This window comes from Bradyrhizobium sp. AZCC 2262 (assembly GCF_036924535.1).
Taxonomy (GTDB): Bacteria; Pseudomonadota; Alphaproteobacteria; order Rhizobiales; family Xanthobacteraceae; genus Bradyrhizobium.
Window position 1 is genome coordinate 4,822,367 of record NZ_JAZHRT010000001.1, and the last position, 19,105, is coordinate 4,841,471.

Consider the following 19,105-nt stretch of genomic DNA (forward strand, 5'->3'; position numbering starts at 1 on the left):
GTCACGCCGGCCGCAGGATCACGCGGTCACGCGAAGAGCCGGCGACTGCAACGAAGGCAGCCTTGGCTTGATCCAGCGGATAGATCGCGTTCGGCTTGATCGGAAACGGCTTGAGATGACCGCTGGCGAAGCCCGGGCCGAGTTCCTTCAGCACCGCGCCGGTTGCGACCGAAGACAGGCCGAGCGTATCTATGCCAACATAAGTGTGCTGGCCGCGATAGAATTCCAGGATGTTGAACTGCACGATGCGATCAACGGCGGCGATCAGGATCTGCCGCCCGCGCAAGCCGAGCGATTGATGCGCGGCCTGGAAATAGGGATCGCCGACCGTATTGAACACGATATCGGCGCCCTTGCCGTCGGTGAGTTCGCGAACGCGCGCCGCGACATCGGTTGCGGAGGCGTCGATGACCTCGACCGGAGAATTGGCGTGACCTTCGTAAGCCTCGTTCTTGCGCACCACGCCGATCACGCGCGCGCCGTGCCAGCTTGCGATCTGCACCGCCGCCTGCCCGACCTTGCCATTAACGCCCATGACAAGCACGGTCTCGCCGGCCTTGGGAATGACGGCGCGCCGCAGGCCTTCCATCGCGGTGACGAAGGGCACGCCGATGCCGGCGGCCTCCTCCCATGAAATGCTATCAGGCTTTTCCACCGCCGCATCGGCTTCGACCACCAGATGCGTGGCGTGGGTGCCGTCGCGGCGAATGCCGAGATCGCCGGACGAGCCGAACACCTCGTGCCCGATCCAGCCCGCAGGCCCGTCGATCACGATGCCCGCATAGTCGCGGCCCGGCGTGCGCGGAAATATCGCATAAGGCATCAGGCCGGTCGCGGCCTTCACATCCGACGGATTGACGGCGGCGGCCTTGACCTCGATCAGCAGGTCGTTTTCGCCGCGTGACAGCGGGCGCGTCTCGATCACAGGCGCGAGCGAAGCGGCGTCCACCACTTTCGCCGACAGGCGCACGCAGCGGGCCTGGACCGTATGACTATCTGATTTGGGAACCGACTTCACAATGTCTCCGGTAGACCTGAACGCTATTAACGCCACGTAACGTGACAGCTTGGTCCCATGACTAACGGACCGATCGTTTAGTTCAAGCGGCTTATCAATCCGCTGATAGCCTGGAAGGATGCCGCGATCTACGCGCGGAAAGCTGCCGTAACGCCGCGAGATCGCCCCGCACGAAGGCCTCCTTCTTCGCCCTGCTCCACTTCTTGAGTTTGCGTTCGTTCTCGATGGCATCGGTGATGCGATCGAACCATTGTGAGAACACGAGCGTCACCGGTCGCCTGGTGGCGGTGTACCCGCCAAGCGTCCCAGCGTTGTGCTGGGCAATTCTTATTTCCAGTGTCGTTCTCGTTGTTCCAACGTAGAAGCTCCCGTCCGCACATCGAAGGATGTAGAGAAAGGCTCCTTCCACCATTTTGTCCCCTCATACTTCGCTCTAGGTCCTCATCCTGAGGAGCGGCGTCAGCCGCGTCTCGAAGGATGCAGGCCCGTCTGTGGCCTCATGGTTCGAGACGGCGCTTCGCGCCTCCTCACCATGAGGGGAAACGGTTACCCTTTCGGCCGCTTGTCGTAAACACGTTTCGCCTTGCCCAGCGAACGTTCCAACGTGTTCGGCGCCACGGCCTTGATGCGGGCGGTGATGCCGATGGTGTTCTTGATGAAGACCGAGACCTTTTCGGCGTGTGCGGGCAATCCGCTGCCGTCCCAGTGTTCGGGGCGAGCTTCGGCGAGCACGGTCATCACGTCCATGCGTCCCTGGCGCGTCAGTTCGATGATGAAATGGCCGCCGCACCAGTCGGTCGCGAGCAATGCTTCCTCGATCTGGGTCGGGAACACGTTGACGCCGCGCAGGATGATCATGTCGTCGGAACGGCCGGTGACCTTTTCCATGCGCCGCATGCCGGGCCGCGCCGTGCCGGGCAACAGCCGTGTCAGGTCGCGGGTGCGATAGCGGATGATCGGAAAGCCTTGCTTGGTCAGCGAAGTGAAGACCAGTTCGCCCTTCTCGCCGTCGGGCAGCACCGCGCCGGTCTCGGGATCGATCACCTCGGGATAGAAATGATCCTCCCAGATGTGCAGGCCGTCCTTGGTCTCCACGCATTCCTGCGCCACGCCGGGGCCGATCACCTCTGAGAGGCCGTAAATATCGGTGGCCTCCATATCAAAGGTCTGCTCGATCTCGGCGCGCATGGCGTTGGTCCACGGCTCGGCGCCGAAGATGCCGAACTTCAACGACGATTCTCTGGGATCGAGGCCCTGCCGCTTGAATTCGTCCGATATCGCCAGCATGTAGCTCGGCGTCACCGTGATGATGTCGGGCTTGAAATCGTTGATCAGTTGCACCTGCCGCTCGGTCATGCCGCCGGAGACCGGCACCACCGTGCAGCCGAGCCGTTCGGCGCCGTAATGCGCGCCGAGGCCGCCGGTGAACAGGCCGTAGCCATAGGCGTTGTGCATCAGCATGCCAGTGCGACCGCCGGCGGCGCGGATCGAGCGCGCCATCACGTCGGCCCAGATGTCGATATCGCCTTGGGTGTAGCCGACCACGATCGGCTTGCCGGTCGTGCCAGAAGAGGCGTGGACGCGGACCAGCTTTTCGCGCGGCACCGCAAACATGTTGAAGGGGTAATTGTCGCGCAGGTCGGTTTTCACCGTGAACGGGAACCTGGCGAGGTCGGCGAGTTGCCTGAAATCGGACGGATGCACGCCGGCCGCATCAAACGCCTTCCGGTAATGCGCGACGTTATCGTAGGCGTGCTTGATCGACCAGGCGAGGCGCCCGGTCTGCAGCGCCATGATCTCGTCGCGCGAGGCGCGCTCGGCTTCGTCCAACTCGGGGTGATAGCCGCTTCCGCTGGATTTCAATCTTGCCATGGCCATGGCGCGTTCCCCTTGCTTGCTATTTTGGTGTGGCCGCGTTGTTCGCACTCGGCAGCCACGTCCCGGCGATGGTGCGGGAGTGGCCGCGAAACTCGGCGATCACGACATCGCCGGCCGTGACACGAACGTCGTAGATTCCGGACCGTCCATTGCGCGAAATTTCCCGCGCTGTCGCGACCAGCACATCGCCGAGCTTCCCCGGACGGATGAAGGTGATGTCGCATTGCGCGGCGACCGCACGCTCGTTGCGGGAGTTGCAGGCAAAGGCGAAGGTGGAATCGGCCAACAGGAAGATGAAGCCGCCATGGGCGATGCGCTGTCCGTTGACCATGTGCGGCGCCACCGTCATCGTCAGCGTCGCCTGCCCGGGCTTGACCTCGACAATCTTCATGCCGAGGCCCTTGCTGGCGTCGTCTTCCTTCCACATCGCATCCGCGCAGGCGCGGGCGATATCGTCGGGCGAAAGCGCGACGTTCATAGCGGGTTGCCCGCTCTGCGAGACAATTCCAACGTTCTCTCCCTGTGCGCACGGGCCTGTTCGAACAGGCCTCTTTACGTAGTCAGTGTTGGGACGAAGCACCGGAGTGTCAACGATCCCGCGACTCGTAGTTTCAACCACTTCTGTCATTCCGGGATGGTGCGTAAGCACCAGACCCGGAATCTCGAGATTCCGGGTTCGATGCTTTGCATCGCCCCGGAATGACGTCGTCGTTACACATGATCGTAGTCCACCACGACCTTGTCCGAACATGGCCGTGCCTGGCAGGTCAGGATAAAGCCTGCCTTCAGCTCCCACGGCTCCAGCGAATAGTTCACTTCCATCTGCGCATCGCCGTCGACCAGCTTGGCGCGACAGGTCGAGCACATGCCGCCCTTGCAGGCGAACGGCAAATCCATGCCGGCGCGCAACGCGGCGTCGAGGATCGATTCATCCTCGGCGACCGGAACCTCGCGGCGTTTGCCGTCGATGATGAGCGAAGCCATCGCCTTCGGTGGCGCGGACGCCGCAATGACCTTCTTCGGGCGCGGCTTGCCGCCGAACTCGGAGACGAAGCGCTCGACGTGAATGCGATCCTCGGCGATGCCGATGTCACGGCAGGTCGCCTCGATATCCTCGCTCATGCCCATCGGGCCGCAGATGAAGATGTGATCGACACTCGAGGCCGGTACCAGCGAGCGCAGCAGCACGCGCACTTTCTCGCCGTCCAGGCGGCCATGCAGGATCGGAATATCCTGCTCTTCGCCTGAGATGACATGGAAGAGCGAAAGCCGCTGCATGAAGCGGTCCTTCAGTTCCTCCAGCTCTTCGAGGAACAGCATGCTCGATGTTGAGCGGTTGCCGTAGAAGAGAAAGAAGCGGCTGTTCGGCTCACGCGCGAGCACGCCCTTGACGATCGACAGGATGGGCGTGATGCCGCTTCCCGCGGCAAAGCCGACATAGACCCGCGTCTCATCGGGCGCATGGGCGATGCCGAAGCGGCCGGTCGGCGTCATCACGTCGAGTTCGTCGCCAGACTTCAATTCGTCCGCGGCCCAATTGGAGAACGCGCCGCCGTCGACCTTCTTCACCGCGATGCGCAGCTCGCCGTCATCAGGGCCTGAGCAGATCGAATAGGAACGGCGCACTTCTTCGCCGTCCATCGTCGTGCGCAGGGTGAGGTATTGCCCCGGCATGAAGCTGTAGTCGTCTTCCAGTTCCTTCGGGATTGTAAACGTCATCGAGATTGCATCCGCGGCTTCACGGCGGAGATCGTTGACGGCAAGACGATGAAAGCGCGGAGCGTGGGACATGATCAATGACACTTGAAATAGTCGAACGGCTCGCGGCAGCTCTTGCAGCGCCATAGCGCCTTGCAGGAGGTCGAGCCGAATTCGGACAGCAGTTCGGTGTTGACCGAGCGGCACTGCGGACAAGCCACTTGCTGTTCGCCGAACAGCGCGCGGCGTGAACTGGAGGCCTGCGGCGGGGCGATGCCGTAGGCACGGAGCTTGTTGCGGCCATCCTCGCTCATCCAGTCGGTGGTCCAGGCCGGCGACAGCACGGTGCGAACGGTCGGCCGCGCAATGCCAGCGCGCTCCAGCGCCAGCTCGATCTCGAGCGCGATCATGTTCATCGCAGGACAGCCGGAATAGGTTGGCGTGATCGCGACCTCGACGCGGCCGTCATGGACCTCGACCTCTCGCAGCACGCCGAGGTCGGCGATCGTGAGCACGGGGATTTCGGGATCGACCACCTGCGACGCCGCGTCCCAGGCACGGCGGCGCAGGTCGAAATCGCCTGATACAGCCGTCACCATGTCGCCCCCGGAAAGGTCCGCTGCATCGACTGCAGTTCACTGAGGAGATGGCCGAGATGCTCGCTGTGCCGGCCGCTGCGGCCGCCCTGCTGCATCCAGTCGCTCTTTGGCAAGGCAAGCGTCGCCTCAGTGACGACGCCGGTGACCGTCTTCAGCCATTGCGAACGCAACGGCGCGGGATCGACCGCGACGCCGGCATCGATCAGCCCGCGTTCGCTGTCATCGACGGCAAACATCTCGCCCGTAAAAGCCCAGAGCTCGTCGATCGCTCCCTGCGCGCGGTGGTGGCTTTCCTCGGTGCCGTCGCCGAGGCGAACGATCCATTCCGAGGAATGCCTGACATGATAGGCGCTTTCCTTCTCCGATTTCGCCGCGATTGCAGCCAGCGTTGCGTCGCTGGAGCGCATCATTGCGCGCCAATAGAGATCGGCGAAAGTCGCATAGAAGAACTGCCGCACCATGGTGCGCGCGAAATCGCCGTTCGGTTGTTCCAGCAGCAGCAGATTGCGGTATTGCCTGACGTCGCGCAGATAGGCGAACTTGTCTTCGTCGTTGCCCTTGCCTTCGACCTTGGCGGCGTAGGAATAGAGCTCGCGCGCCTGGCCGAGCAGATCGAGGCCCATATTGGCGAGCGCCATGTCCTCTTCCAGCATCGGCGCGTGGCCGCACCATTCCGACAGCCGATGGCCCAGGATCAGCGCGTCGTCAGCGCGGCGCAGCGTGTAGAGCACCAATGGCGTTTCGGAGACGGTGATGTTGGCTACGGTCATGTCAATCACCTGCATCATCAAGTTCAGCCGTCATCCTGAGGAGCGCCGAAGGCGCGTCTCGAAGGATGGGCCGAGAATTCCGCTGTCTCCATCCTTCGAGACGCTTGCTTCGCAAGCTCCTCAGGATGACGCTTGTGTTCCTGTCCGCGAACTCATGGTTTGCGAAGGCGTCACGCCTCCGCGCCATGAACTCACATATGCCCGACTTCGTCTGGCACGTCGTAGAACGTCGGGTGGCGATAGATTTTCGACTCCGCCGGCTCGAACATCATGCCTTTTTCGGACGGATCGGACGCGGTGATCGCGTTCGACGGAACGACCCAGATCGAGAGGCCCTCGCCGCGGCGGGTGTAGATGTCGCGCGCGGCCTGCAGCGCCAGCGTCGCGTCGGTGGCGTGCAGCGAGCCGACATGCTTGTGCGCCAGCCCGTTGCGGCTGCGAATGAAGACTTCCCAGAGCGGAATGTTGGGCGTTGCCATTTCGATCTCCCTACTCTGCGGCCTGCAAGGCAGCGCGCTGCCTGCGCTTTTCGGCATAGGCCAGCGCCGCATCGCGCACCCAGGCGCCGTCGTCATGCGCCTTGCGCCGCGCCGCGAGGCGGTCACGGTTGCAGGGGCCGTTGCCGGCCAACACCTGCTTGAACTCTTCCCAGTCGATCGTGCTGTATTCCCAGTTGCCGTTGGCGTTCTGCTTCATGCCGGGATCGGGAATCGTCAGGCCCAGGAATTGCGCCTGCGGGACAGTGGCATCGACGAATTTCTGGCGCAGCTCGTCGTTTGAAAAACGCTTGATCTTCCATTTGGTCGAGGTGTCGCTGTGCTGGCTGGCCTGGTCGGGCGGACCGAACATCATCAGCACCGGCCACCACCAGCGATCCAGCGCGTTCTGCGCCATCGCCTTTTGCTCGTCAGTGCCGCGGCACAGCGTCAGCATGATCTCAAAGCCCTGGCGCTGATGAAAGGATTCTTCCTTGCAGACGCGGATCATCGCACGCGCGTAAGGTCCGTAGGAGCAACGACACAGCGGGATCTGGTTCATGATCGCAGCGCCATCGACCAGCCAGCCGATCGTGCCGATGTCGGCCCAGGTCAGCGTCGGGTAGTTGAAGATCGAGGAATACTTTGCCTTGCCTGCCAGCATCAGGTCGACCAGCTCCTCGCGCGAGGTGCCGAGCGTTTCGGCGGCCGCGTAGAGATAAAGTCCGTGGCCGCATTCGTCCTGCACTTTGGCGAGCAGCGCGGCCTTGCGGCGCAGCGACGGCGCGCGCGTGATCCAGTTGCCTTCGGGCAGCATGCCGACGATTTCGGAATGCGCGTGCTGCGAAATCTGCCGCGTCAGGGTCTTGCGATAGGCCGCCGGCATCCAGTCGTTCGGCTCGATGCGCTCCTCGGCATCGATGCGCGCCTGGAACTGCGCTGCCCGCTCGGCGTCCTCAATATTGCGGTCTTCGCCATCCGACGAATTGAGCGCCTGCGTATACATGGCGGACCTCCCTGATATCGTTGGAGCATAATATATAACAAAAATTATGTATTGCAATATATTTATGTAACATATTTATGGATCGCGGAACCGCTTCGAAAGTTCCGCGCCGGGCTTTGGCAAAGGCCCATTTTCGTTGGTCGCATGGCGGTCAAGCCATTGTTCGGACGCGGGAAGCAGCGCGCGATAAATTTCGCCGCACAGCGTTCGGGCCGCCCTGCCCGGCCAGTCCGAAGGCAACAGCGCGGTCGGCAGCAGCGGGTCGCGGAGCACGACACGGCGGTAATAGTGGATCAGCAGGACCCGCGCGGTGAAGGCGTCGACCTCCGCGAGAAGTTCGCCGCGGCCGATCCAGCCGTGCAGCGGCTCGAAGGTTTTGATGAACTTCTGATAGGCATCCGCAGTGCGATGCAGCGGCCAGCTTTCGCTGAGCAGCCGTCGCCCGCTATCGTCTTCGGCCGAGACTTCGAGGCGGATGGCGCCGGCGGCTTCCGCCGGCACCGGCACGCCCGACGGTGCGACCCACACGCCGGGCAGCGGACTGCCGAAGCCCGCGTTCTTCAGCGCCTCGCGCGAGGCGTCACGGTCTTCGCCATTGCCGATCAGCAGCAGCTCGAACCGGCCGGTCCAATCGGAGGCCGGCGGGCCGTAGATGTGTTTCGTTGCGATATCAAAAGTTTGCCGTCCGCTCTGCACCAGGCGGTAGAAGCTGTTGCGGCCCACTTTATTGCGTTCGAACCAGCCGTCGGCGGTCAGCCGCGACATCGCGGTGCGCACCACGCTGGCGTCGATGTCGAGTTGTTCGAAGAACTCGAGAAGCGTGCCGAGCCAGACCGAACCGCCGCGCGGCACGATGGCGTCACCGAATACGGTGATGACGATCGAACCGGTGCGCGACGGTTCGCGCTTCAACTGCTGGATGATGCGGGCAAGTGGCGGCGGCATGCATCAAGGCATAGCGCGTTTTTTGGGCTAGCGACAACGGCGCTATCTTCTCCTTCTCCCCGTTCTTCACGGGGAGAAGGTTGGGATGAGGGGCTCTCTCCACGATCGCAATCTATCGATAGACCTGTACCCCCTCACCCGGATCGCATCAGACGATGCGATCCGACCTCTCCCCGCAAGCGGGGCGAGGTAAGAAGCGCGCGCTTACCGATGCGGGTTCGGATAAACCAGGCTGCGCCAGCCGCTTCGATCGAACGGCGCCCACTCGCCCTCAGCCTGCGCCAGGCGATCCGCGACCGCGTAGACGGCGGCGGGGTGATGGCCCATGCCGCAATGACTGCTCTCGACCTCGATGCTTTCGGAAGTCGCTGACGTCTGCTCCATACAGCCCTGCCACGCGCAGATGCCGTCAGTACGGCTGAAGATCGCAGTGGTCGGCACCGGCGGCGGCGCCGCCAGCGCGCCGCCGAAGCGCGCATCCTCTTCATCGGCGCGGCGGCCGCTCGCCATCTCGTAGACGCGCCAGGCGTTGGTCCCCTTCGGGCCGGTGGCAAACGGGCTGCCGAGCGTGATCACCGAACGGACGCGCTCCGGCATCATCTTGGCGAGTTGGCGCGCATAGAGACCGCCGAGGCTCCAGCCGACCAGCGAGACCTTGCGGCCATGCGCGTCGTTCAACTCCTGCACCAGATCGACCATCGCGTTCTGCACGCCGTGGCGCAGACCGAGGTTGCGGCCCTGGCGCCAGCCCGAGACGGCGTAACCGCGGTTCTTCAGGAAGCTGCGCAGCGGCCGCGTCGAGGTATCGGACGCCACGAGGCCGGGCAGTACTAATACGGGATGGCCGTCGCCGCGGGGCGCGAGGCTCAGGAGCGGCAACGCCCCGAGAAACGCGCCCAGTTCGGAAATGGCTCGCCCCTCCAGAAACATCAGGGTTCTGGACGGCGGCGAAAGCGTCTGTGTAGCAACGGACATCATGTCTCCTCTCGGGCTGGCCCCTTACGTCTCGGCAGCCAAGCCACTGGTTCAGTTAGACGCAACGCAGCAGAATCGTTCGCGACGCAACATTGTTCCATAAAAAGCTAGGGAACCGGTTTTGGTCTTGCAAGCGGCCCAGGTCACACTTGGGAAAAGTAAAGCCGTTGACGTGATTAATTAGTCACAGCAGCCGCAGCAGGTATTCGAGCGTGTAGAGCGCCAGCCCCGCAAGCCCGCCGATCAGCGAGCCGTTGAAGCGGATGTATTGCAAGTCGCGGCCGATGTTGATTTCGATCAGCGAGATCAACTGCCCCATGTCCCACGACTTGACCTGGTCGGCGATGAAGGTCGAGACACCGCTCTTCTGTTCGGCGACGACCGTCCGCAGCACGGCCACGAGACCCTGGTTGATTTCGGTGCGCAGTTCAGCGTCGCCGGCCAATGCCTCGCCTGCGGTTACGAACATGCGCACCAGATACTGCTGCAGCACCTGCGTCTCACCGGAAGCGCTGCGCTCGAAGAACGAGCGCGCGTTAGCCCAGATATGACGCGCGAGACCGGACAGTTCGGGGCGCGCCAGCAGATCGCGCTTCAGGCCCTGGATGCGCTCCGCATAGGTCGGATCGGTGCCGAGGCGATCGACGAAGGTCAACACCATGCGATCGAACTCGCCGCGAAACGGATGCGCGGGATCGTTGCGAACTTCCTCGAAGAACGCGCTTGCCGAAGCGACGATCTTGTTCACCAGAAACTTGTCGGCGCGATACAGCTTTAGCAGCGTCGGCAACTCGGCGCGGATCTTTTCGCGGATCATGGCCATGGTCTCGGCCTGCGTCATCGTCTGATGCACCCCGCGCAGGAGATCGTCGAGCAACCCCTGATGCCGGCCCTCCTTCACGAAGGCACGCAGCGTACCGGCAGCGAGCGGCGCCAAATCGATCGCCATCAGTTGCGCGGTGATGCGGCGGCTGACGAAAGTCATCAACCCCGAGTTCTCGGTCGCCGCCACCGCTTCGGGCAACAGCCGCAGCGCAAAGCGCGCGAGATCCTCGCTGCGCTTGCGGTCGCGCAGCCAGTCGGCGATGAACGAGCCGAAATCGATCTGCCGCAGTTTTGCTTCGACGGGAGCAGATTCGAGGAAATGCACCTCGATGAATTCGCCGAGCTTGTCGGCGATGCGGTGCTGGTTGCTCTGGATGATCGCGGTGTGCGGGATCGGCAGGCCCAGCGGCCGTTTGAACAAGGCTACCACGGCGTACCAGTCGGCGAGGCCGCCGATGGTAGCCGCTTCCGCGAAGGCAGCGATGAAGCTGAACACTGGATGCACCGGTAGCAACGCCTTCGCGCCGAGGAAAATCGCAAACGTCGCCGCCAGCACCGACGTTGCCAGCAATTTCACGCGCCGCAACTCGGCGGCGCGGACGGCGTCGCCGGGGGAGTCGATGCTGAAGGTGGCGGGAAGGCTCATGACGGCTTTCGGAGGGATACACCCACTTCAATCATAGCGCGATGCACCCACTGCCGTCATTCCGGGGCGTACACGAAGCACGAACCTCAGATGTGCAGTTGCACATCGGGGAATCTCGAGATTCCGGATCGCCGCTTCGCGTCGTCCGGAATGACAGGGCACACCCGACAAAAAGAAGGCCCGCCTAAGCGGGCCTTCGAAAATGCAGTTGTCAGGCGGATCGCGATCAGGCGGTCTTGGAGTAGACCTTGGCAAAATTGTCCTGCGCGTTCTTGGCACCCTCGGTGACGAGCTTGCCGAGATATTCGGTGGTGGCCTTCGCCCGCGAGACGAGCACTTCGCCGCGCGCACGGACCATGTCCGACTGGATCTGGGCGGCTTCGCTCAGCGACTTGGCCGAAGCGAGCTTGTCGATGCCGGCGAAGAACGCTTCCGCGTCCTGATAGAACGCCTGCTGGATGTTGCGGCTGATCTTGGCGGCCTCGGTGACCGAACCGGCAACGGCGGTCTCGATGGCAGCGGTGACCTTCTCGGAACCGGCATGCATGTCGGCGGCGCGAACCTTGGCGGTCTCGGCCTGCTTCTTCACGAACTCACGGGCAGCTTCCGGAACTTCCAGGTTCTGGAGCTTGGTGAACGCCTCGGTGACGGGCGCGAAGGCTTCCTTGACGGTGTTCAGCACGGAATTGGTTTCGGTGGTCATTTCGGTCTCTCCATCCTCAGGTTTGAGCTATGGGCTCACCCCGTCCGGATTGGCCCGGGGCAGAAGTGTTGTGCCATAGTTAATGGTGCGACGCAACATCAATGTTGCAGCGCGATATCACGAATTCGTGATAAGCCTGATGGATGAGCGCTTTGCCAAGAGAACCGGCAAAAGTTCCACTTTAGTCTAATGCCCCAGCCCGCCCGACCTACTTTGCATGGGGTTGTTTTGCGAGTTTTTGTTTGAGCCTCTGCGGTCCAGCGTCTTGAAGGCGTGTCTAGTGCTGAACCGCCCCTGGCAGCCCATAGGCTTCCATCTGTGCCCGCACCTGCGCCACATTGTGTCCGAGCACGACGATGTCGTGCTTCTTGCCGTTGACGTCCCGAACGTGGTCCCGCAGCAAGGCCTCCGCCTTGAAGCCGAGGCTCTCGAACAGCGCGATCGCCGCCTGCTGGTCGACCGTCATCTGCACCGACAGCTTTTTCAGGCCGGCGCCCAAGGCCACCGCAAAGGTCTCCTGCGACAGCGCCCGGCCGACGCCCTGCCCCCGCACGTCCTGCGACACCACCATCCGGATCTCGCCGACATGCGGCGACCAGGAATGCGGGTCGCGCACCAGCGTACCGCAGCCGACCACCGTGCCGTTTTTCACCGCCAGCAGGCTCGTGATGGCGCCGCGCTCGATCTCGTTGATCCAGGCCGACAGCACTTTTGGCTGGCTGATGTTGCGCGGCAGGAACAGCAGGTCATGGGTCGGGAGCTTTTGCGCGAACGCCAGCACCGCGGCCTCGTCGCTGCGCGCCATCATGCGGAATTCGATGTTGCCGGCGTCGGTCTTGACGTGGCGCGGATAGGAACGTGTTTCGCTCATGTTGATCTCTCACCTAACCAGGAATCCAGTTTCGGCCACAGCCGCTTGATCGCATTGGCGCCGGCGACGAGGCTGACGTGACCGCCCTTCAGCATCACCTCTTCCTTGTCCGTCGAGCCGACCTTGGTGATCAGGTGTTTTGCGGCATCATAGGGCACGATGTGATCGTGCTCGGCGACCGCGTGCAGGATCGGCACCTTGATCTTGGAAATATCAGCCGCGCGTCCGCCGACCGACATCGTGTCGTTGTAGAGCTTGTTGTCCCACATCAAGTCCTTGGTAATGGCGCGAAAGTACTCGCCCGCCAGCGGCAAGGTGTCCGTGCCCCAGCGATCCATCATCCGGTAGGCTTTGACGTACTCGTCGTTCCAGATGTTCTCCCACAATTGCACCTGGCCGGCGGCGCGCGAGGCCGGCCGCAGCATCTCGAACGAGGACAGGATCATTTCCGGCGGCACGTTGCCGACGCTGTCGACGAGGCGGTCGACATCGAAATAGCGCCGGTCGGAGAAATTCGAAAACAGCTTCATCTCGCGGAAATCGATCGGCGTGGTGAAGCAGATCAGGTTCTTCATCGGCCCGTCGTTGAAGATCGAGCCGTACAACAGCGACAGCACGCCGCCGAAGCAATAGCCGATCACGTTGACGTCGTGCTCGCCGGAATCCTGCTGCACGCGGCGAATGCAGTCCGGAATAAAGTCGAGGACATAGTCCTCCATCCGCAAGGATTTTTCTTCCGGCTTCGGCGCGGTCCAGTCCAGCATGTAGACGTCGTAGCCACGCTTCAGCAGAAACTCGATAAAGCTCTGGCCGGGCACCATGTCGAGGATGTAGCCGCGGTTGGTGGTCGCCATCACGATCAGGATCGGCACGCGGTAGATTTCATCCGCGATCGGCCGGTAGTGATAGAGGTTCATGGTGCCGCGAACGGCCAGGATGTCTTTTGGCGTCGAACCGAGTGAGGGGCCGGACGAGGAAAAATATTCGACGCCCTTGATGCTGCGCTGGATCGCACGCTGCACCTCGGACTGGACCCGCTCCGAGATGGAGGCGAGATCGAGACCCGCAGGAGCATTCATTTCTGCTCTCCCTCCGTTGGCGGACGTTTGGTGCGCGGCGGCCGCGGCGTGCCAAGGCCGCCGTCCTGCGACAACGAGTTATGATGCACCTGATGCAGCATCGCCTTGATCTCGTTGAGCTGGCCCTCGATCGACTGCAGCCGTTCGGCCATGCCGACCATCTGCGCCCGGCTCGGCAGGTTCATCGCCAGCAGGTATTTCTCCATCAGCTCGCCGAGCTGCTTCTGCGCGCCCGCCGTCACGCCACCGACCTGATTCATCGCCTTGGAGAACTCCGGCGACGTCATCGCCTGATTGGCGAAGGAATTGAACCCCTTCTCCATTTCGCCCAGCATGCTCTTCCAGATCGCGGCAGGATCGTTGCCTTTGTCGGCCATAGGCGCCCTCTCCCGAAAGGTTACGAGCGCTTGCCACGCTTCGCTTCAATTGGCTCCATACCACACCCTTGCGGCGGGCCGGTCAACCACTGCAAAGCCTTCTGCGGTGCGGGAAACCATGCCATAGTTACTCAAAGCTCAGGTCACCTAAGGGAAGACAAACGCGATGCTCGCCCATCAGCCGCCACAGATCGCTCGCGCCAACGGCATCGACATCTGCTACGAAATTTTCGGCGACCCGGCCGCGGAACCGCTGTTTGCTGATCATGGGGCTCGGCGCCCAGATGATCCATTGGGATGATGAATTCTGCCGGCAGCTCGCCGCGCGCGGCTTTCGCGTCATCCGCTTCGACAACCGCGACATCGGAAAATCCTCGCATCTTTCCGGCGGTAAAAGGCTGACGCCGTTCGAGCTGCTCAAGCAGCGGTTCCTGAAGATCCCAGTCGCCTCGACCTATAAATTAATCGATATGGCCAAGGACACGGTCGGCCTGATGGACGTGCTCGGCATCAAGTCCGCGCATCTGGTCGGCGCATCAATGGGCGGCATGATCGCTCAGGAAGTCGCGCTGTCGTTCCCGCAGCGGGTGCGTTCGCTGACCTCGATCATGTCGACCACAGGTAATCCAAAAGTGCCGCCGCCGACGCGCGAGGCCGCCGCCGTGCTGATGGCGCCGCCGCCGACATCAAAGGAAGAATATTTCGCGCGGTTCGCCAAAACCTGGAAGGTGCTGCGTGTCGGCTCGTTCCCGGAAGACGAGGCGCTCGACCCATCACGCGCCGCCCGCACCTATGAGCGTGGCCTCAATCCGGCCGGCGTCGGCCGGCAGTTGCGCGCCGTGCTAGCTTCCGGCAGCCGCAAGGAGCGACTCGGTCAGGTGAAGGTGCCGACCTTGGTCATTCACGGCACCGTCGATCCGCTGGTCCGTCCCGAAGGCGGCAAGGACACCGCGGCGTCGATCCCGGGCGCAAAGCTGCTGATGATCGAAGGCATGGGTCACGCCCTGCCGATCCCGATGTGGCCGCAGATCATCGGCGCGATCGACGAGCACGCCCATCGCGCCGCGGCGAAGGCGGCCTAGCCCTTCGTCGCGATCCAGATGACGTGACGCGCACCGCCGCCCCTTCCGGTGGCGCGGACGTTGACCTCGTTGACGTCGAAGCCTGCGCCGCGAAGCCGCTTGGTGAACGGCGCATTTGGGCCGGACGACCAGACCGCCAGCACGCCGCCCGGCCGCAACGCCGCACGTGCCGTATCCAATCCGGACGGACTATAGAGTGCGTCATTGGCCTTGCGGGTCAGCCCCTCCGGGCCGTTGTCGACGTCGAGCAGAATGGCGTCGAATTTCAAACGGTGCGAGCGGATGATTTCGGTGACGTCGGATTCGCGAATGCTCACGCGCGGATCATTCAGGCTGTCGCCAAAAATCTCCGCCATCGGACCGCGCGCCCAGGCGACGACGGCGGGCACCAGTTCGGCCACCACGATCTGCGCCTTGCTTCCAAGCACGGCGAGCGCGGCACGCAACGTAAAGCCCATGCCGAGGCCGCCAATGAGCAGATGCGGCTTTGCGACCTTTTCGATCTTCTTCGCCGCGAGCGTCGCCAGCGCAGCCTCCGAGCCGGAGAGGCGGCTGTTCATCAGCTCGTTGGTGCCGAGCATGATGGAAAACTCCTTGCCGCGCCGCTTGAGGCGGAGTTCACCGTCGGTGCCGGGAATGCGGGCGGTGTCGATTTTTTCCCAGGGAATCATGCTGGAGGTTTTTAGCATGCGAACTCAATAGTCGTCGTCCCTGCGAAAGCAGGGACCCATAACCACAGGATATTGTGGTTACGGGCAGAGCATCTGGCACCATGTTTCAATGAGAGGCCGCGGAGTATGGGTCCCTGCGTTCGCAGGGACGACGGATCAGCCGCCCGCCCACACGTCCAGCACGTAACGGTTCCTGGTGCCGAGATCATCGATCCAGCGCAGGCCGGCATCGGCGTCGGCGCCTGACTTTTCGCGGTAGATCGCAACCAGCGCGGCCTTGACGTCCGGTTCCATCTTGCTGCCGTCGCCGCAGACATAAACGATCCCGCCCTGCTCGATCAGGCTCCAGACGCGGTCCTTCTGCGCCGCCACCTGATGCTGCACATAGGTTTTCGGCCCGTCGGCGCGCGAGAACGCGGTGTGCAGATCGGTGATGCCATCGGCGGCGAAGGCCTTCAGCTCATCCGCGTAGAGAAAATCCTGTTCGGGATGGCGGCAGCCGAAGAACAGCATCGCCGGGCCAAGTTTTGCACCTTGCGCCTTGCGGTGTGCGCGCTCCTGGAGGAAACCGCGGAAGGGCGCGAGTCCCGTGCCGGGGCCGATCATGATCACGGGTTGGGCCGGATCATCGGGCAGGCGGAAGCCGGCCTTGGTCTCGCGCACGATGGCATGCACGCTGTCGCCGACGCGGCGGCCGGCAAGATAATTGGAGCAGACGCCCTTGTAGACGCCGCGGCCCGAACTCGCTGGCGCTTGAACGACGGCAGCGGTTACGCTGCAGCGGGCCAGATCGGAAGAAGGCGACGACGAGATCGAGTAGTAGCGCGGCGCCAGCAGCGACAGCATTTCCAGATAGGCGTGGAATGGCAATTCGCAGGCCGGATGTTCCTCCAGCAGGTCGAATACCGATTTGCGTTTTGTCAGCACGTCCGAGCGGTAACGCTCCGCCGAAGCCTCATCATCGCCGACATAGGCGAGCAGTTTTGGCTTGGTGACAGGACATCGCGTGTGTTCCGTCATGATCTGGATCTGCTTGCGGGTCGCGATCTGCTGCAGCTCCACGAACTCGGTCAGCAATCGCCCGACCGACACGACATCGCCGACAGGCAATTGCGCGCGGCGGCCTTCGGCGACCTGCAGCCGGATCTGATCGCCGGGCAGAAAACCGAAACGGCGCGCGACGGAATCGACCAGTGCCGGATCGTTGCGCGGCACGACGCTGAGATGGTCGCCGACGCGATAGGTGATGCCGGGCGGCAATTGCACCTCGATATGCCGCGTCGAGCGGTCGGAAGGATTGGCGCCGCTTTTGTTCTGCAGCTCTGAATTGACCGACACTTTCATCGGCGCAACGCCACCCTGCGCCACGAGCACGTTGACGGCGGACGGCGCCACCGGCTCGATCGAATAAAGCGGCGCGTCGTCGGCGCTGCGGGCGAAGCTGGAATCGACGCCCAGTTCCTTCATCGCCGCGGGTGCGGCCGCCCTGAACCATTTTTCGAACTGGCCGTCGAGATCGCTGCGGGCATCACCCTCGCCGCGGGCATAGAGACTGCGCGCGCCATGGGCCGCCATCTGCTCGTCGATCATCCGCGGCACGGATTGATAGGTCGCGGCCCAATCGCTGTTGCCGCAGCCGAACACGGCATACCGCACCTTGGCGAGCGCATCCTTCGGCAAACCGCTGTCCAGCCATTTGACGAACTGCGTGGCGTTATCAGGGGCTGCGCCATTGTAGGAGGCGCAGAAGATCAGCAGCCCGCCCACCTCCGGCAGCTTGCCGACATGGTCGTCGAGCGCGCCGAGTCTGGTCGCAAAGCCGTTGACCTCGGCGAGGTCAGCGACCCGTGTTGCCAGCTCTTCCGCCGTGCCGAGGTTGGAGCCGTAAAGCACGAGTAGCGGCGTGTTGTGCCCCGGACGGGCCCGCGCCCGCGGCGCCGCCGCGTTCGAGGCGGCCGCGGCGACCGCCGCGCGTCCGGCGAAGGCGCCGCGATCCTTGTCGGCGCGCGGCCGCACCTTGATCTTGAACCCGTCAGGCTTGATGGTCAGCGTTTCCTTCAGCTGCATCTGATAGCGGTGGGTGTCGATCAGCTTGAAGCGCTGCAGGATCATGCCGATCGCAAGCGCCGCCTCGTGCATCGCAAAGCCACGACCGATGCAGGCCCGCTGGCCGTTGCCGAACGGTTTCCAGGCGTTGATCGGGCGCTTGGCTTCAGCCTCGCGGCTGAAATTCTCGGGATCGAAGGCGTCCGGGTTAGGTCCCCAGACGCTCGGATCGCGGTGCAGTGCCATCACCAGTACGGTGACAAAAGTGTTCTTCTTCAGCTTGTACTTGCCGCCGATGGTCTCGTCCTGCAGCGGCGCGATACCGTAGGCCGGTGCCGGCGGCCACAGCCGCAGCGCTTCCTTCAGAATCTGCGTGATGTAGGTGAGCTGCGTGACCTGCTGATAGGTCGGCTTCGCATCGAGATCCGGGCCGAGCACCCGGTCGACTTCTTCATAGGCCTTCTTCAGCACCGCGGGATGCTTGAGCAGCGCATAGATCGTGCAGGACAGCAGCCCACTGGTGGTCTCGTGGCCCGCGATCAGGAATGTGTTGATCTGGTAGCGGATGTTGACGTCGTCGAGTTGCTCGCCGGTGGCGCGGTCGACGCCGGTCATCATGGCGCCGAGCATGTCCTTCTTGCCCTCGGCGGCCTCGGCATTACCACGGCGCTCGGCGATGATCTCGTCGACCATCTTGTTCATGAAGGCGACGTCCTGCGCGAGGTCGCGTCGGCGCTTCTGCAGCCACAGGCCTTCCAGCGGGATGCCGCGCGTCATCATGATGGTCTCGAGCGAGCGCACCAGCGATTCCACGAACGGGTGGTAATCGCGGCGATAGAACGAATTGAAGCGGTAGTCGAAGCCGCACAGTCCGATCGTGTCGAGCGTCAGTGCGGTCATGTCGTGGACGACGTCGATCTCCTCGTCGCCGTTGAGCCGCTCCCATTTCTTCACGAGCTGCTCGGCGATATCGACCATGCTCGGATGGTAGGACGTCATCGCGCGGTTGCCAAACGGCTGCAGCAGGATGTTGTGCGCCTTGCTCCAGTTCGGCTCATTGGTGTCGGCGGTAAACAGCCCGTCGCCGCCGACGGCGCGAACGCGGCGCAGCGAGCCGCGCACCGCCTTGTCAAAACGTTTCTCGTCGGAGAGCTCGTCGATCAGGTCGTGGCCGGAGACGATGACGAGCGGTGCACCCATCATGTCGAGCCAGAAGATCGGCCCCAGCTCCTTGGTCAACCGCACCAGGTGCTGCACCGGCGCATTCGGATCCAGCGACAGCATGTTGCCGACGACAGGCTTTTTCGGCGGATGCGGTATTGGATTCAGTTTATTGGGGGACGCCATCGCGAAATTGTCTCCTGCCTCGACCTTCTCTCCGTCATTCCGGGATGGTCCGAAGGACCAGACCCGGAATCTCGAGATTCCGGGTTCGATGCT

General features: G+C 63.0%; 18 protein-coding genes and 1 pseudogene. 1 reads left to right on the forward strand and 18 read right to left on the reverse strand.

What is annotated here, in order from left to right; all coding sequences use genetic code 11:
• Window position 1 precedes the first annotated feature (1 nt).
• The 16 genes from V1283_RS22895 to V1283_RS22970 all read right to left on the reverse strand — a co-directional run bounded on the left by V1283_RS22895 (window position 2) and on the right by V1283_RS22970 (window position 13,866).
• Entirely contained in the window at window positions 2-1,021 is a 1,020-nt protein-coding gene (locus tag V1283_RS22895) for a quinone oxidoreductase family protein (RefSeq protein ID WP_334393146.1), read from the reverse strand.
• A gap of 91 nt (window positions 1,022-1,112) precedes the next feature.
• A complete protein-coding gene (locus V1283_RS22900; protein WP_334388730.1) occupies window positions 1,113-1,430 on the reverse strand; it encodes a GIY-YIG nuclease family protein in 318 nt (105 codons plus the stop codon).
• Between the two features lie 134 nt (window positions 1,431-1,564).
• On the reverse strand, window positions 1,565-2,896 hold the full coding sequence (paaK, locus tag V1283_RS22905; protein ID WP_334388731.1) for a phenylacetate--CoA ligase PaaK: 1,332 nt from the start codon (window positions 2,894-2,896) through the stop codon (window positions 1,565-1,567).
• A 19-nt stretch (window positions 2,897-2,915) separates the two neighbouring features.
• Complete coding sequence (paaI, locus tag V1283_RS22910; RefSeq protein WP_334388732.1) at window positions 2,916-3,374, reverse strand: hydroxyphenylacetyl-CoA thioesterase PaaI; 459 nt, start codon at window positions 3,372-3,374, stop codon at window positions 2,916-2,918.
• A gap of 233 nt (window positions 3,375-3,607) precedes the next feature.
• Window positions 3,608-4,687: a 1,2-phenylacetyl-CoA epoxidase subunit PaaE gene (gene paaE, locus V1283_RS22915; protein WP_334388733.1), complete on the reverse strand. Its 1,080-nt coding sequence runs from the start codon at window positions 4,685-4,687 to the stop codon at window positions 3,608-3,610.
• A 2-nt stretch (window positions 4,688-4,689) separates the two neighbouring features.
• Window positions 4,690-5,193, reverse strand: coding sequence for a 1,2-phenylacetyl-CoA epoxidase subunit PaaD (gene paaD / locus V1283_RS22920; RefSeq protein WP_334388734.1), 504 nt, complete (start codon window positions 5,191-5,193; stop codon window positions 4,690-4,692).
• Complete coding sequence (gene paaC, locus V1283_RS22925; RefSeq protein WP_334388735.1) at window positions 5,187-5,963, reverse strand: 1,2-phenylacetyl-CoA epoxidase subunit PaaC; 777 nt, start codon at window positions 5,961-5,963, stop codon at window positions 5,187-5,189. Before paaC ends, paaD begins: the two co-directional genes overlap by 7 nt.
• A 191-nt stretch (window positions 5,964-6,154) precedes the next feature.
• Window positions 6,155-6,442, reverse strand: coding sequence for a 1,2-phenylacetyl-CoA epoxidase subunit PaaB (gene paaB, locus V1283_RS22930; protein WP_027539035.1), 288 nt, complete (start codon window positions 6,440-6,442; stop codon window positions 6,155-6,157).
• 10 nt (window positions 6,443-6,452) lie between these two features.
• Window positions 6,453-7,445 carry a 1,2-phenylacetyl-CoA epoxidase subunit PaaA gene (gene paaA, locus V1283_RS22935; protein ID WP_334388738.1) on the reverse strand — a complete coding sequence of 331 codons (993 nt, stop codon included), beginning with the start codon at window positions 7,443-7,445 and terminating at the stop codon, window positions 6,453-6,455.
• 75 nt (window positions 7,446-7,520) lie between these two features.
• Window positions 7,521-8,390 (reverse strand): phenylacetic acid degradation operon negative regulatory protein PaaX, encoded by an 870-nt coding sequence (gene paaX / locus V1283_RS22940; RefSeq protein WP_334388739.1) that lies wholly within the window; start codon window positions 8,388-8,390, stop codon window positions 7,521-7,523.
• 204 nt (window positions 8,391-8,594) lie between these two features.
• Window positions 8,595-9,365, reverse strand: a complete 771-nt coding sequence (locus V1283_RS22945; RefSeq protein WP_334388741.1) for an esterase/lipase family protein — start codon at window positions 9,363-9,365, stop codon at window positions 8,595-8,597.
• 184 nt (window positions 9,366-9,549) lie between these two features.
• Complete coding sequence (locus V1283_RS22950) at window positions 9,550-10,836, reverse strand: DUF445 domain-containing protein (RefSeq protein WP_334388743.1); 1,287 nt, start codon at window positions 10,834-10,836, stop codon at window positions 9,550-9,552.
• 226 nt (window positions 10,837-11,062) lie between these two features.
• Entirely contained in the window at window positions 11,063-11,539 is a 477-nt protein-coding gene (locus V1283_RS22955; RefSeq protein WP_334388744.1) for a phasin, read from the reverse strand.
• 277 nt (window positions 11,540-11,816) lie between these two features.
• Complete coding sequence (locus V1283_RS22960; protein ID WP_334388745.1) at window positions 11,817-12,410, reverse strand: GNAT family N-acetyltransferase; 594 nt, start codon at window positions 12,408-12,410, stop codon at window positions 11,817-11,819.
• Window positions 12,407-13,489 carry an alpha/beta fold hydrolase gene (locus V1283_RS22965; protein ID WP_334388746.1) on the reverse strand — a complete coding sequence of 361 codons (1,083 nt, stop codon included), beginning with the start codon at window positions 13,487-13,489 and terminating at the stop codon, window positions 12,407-12,409. The genes V1283_RS22960 and V1283_RS22965 overlap by 4 nt, the downstream gene beginning before the upstream one ends.
• Window positions 13,486-13,866 carry a hypothetical protein gene (locus V1283_RS22970; protein ID WP_334388747.1) on the reverse strand — a complete coding sequence of 127 codons (381 nt, stop codon included), beginning with the start codon at window positions 13,864-13,866 and terminating at the stop codon, window positions 13,486-13,488. Before V1283_RS22970 ends, V1283_RS22965 begins: the two co-directional genes overlap by 4 nt.
• Window positions 13,867-14,032: 166 nt before the next feature.
• Here V1283_RS22970 and V1283_RS22975 point away from each other — a divergent pair.
• Window positions 14,033-14,948 (forward strand): annotated as a pseudogene (locus V1283_RS22975) (alpha/beta fold hydrolase).
• Here the strand turns inward: V1283_RS22975 and V1283_RS22980 are convergent.
• The gene (locus tag V1283_RS22980) at window positions 14,945-15,619 is read right to left on the reverse strand and encodes a spermidine synthase (RefSeq protein WP_334393147.1); all 675 of its coding nucleotides are present in this window, start codon (window positions 15,617-15,619) and stop codon (window positions 14,945-14,947) included. The pseudogene V1283_RS22975 and the gene V1283_RS22980 overlap by 4 nt on opposite strands.
• Before the next feature lie 156 nt (window positions 15,620-15,775).
• On the reverse strand, window positions 15,776-19,012 hold the full coding sequence (locus V1283_RS22985; RefSeq protein ID WP_334388748.1) for a bifunctional cytochrome P450/NADPH--P450 reductase: 3,237 nt from the start codon (window positions 19,010-19,012) through the stop codon (window positions 15,776-15,778).
• Between the last annotated feature and the right edge of the window lie 93 nt (window positions 19,013-19,105).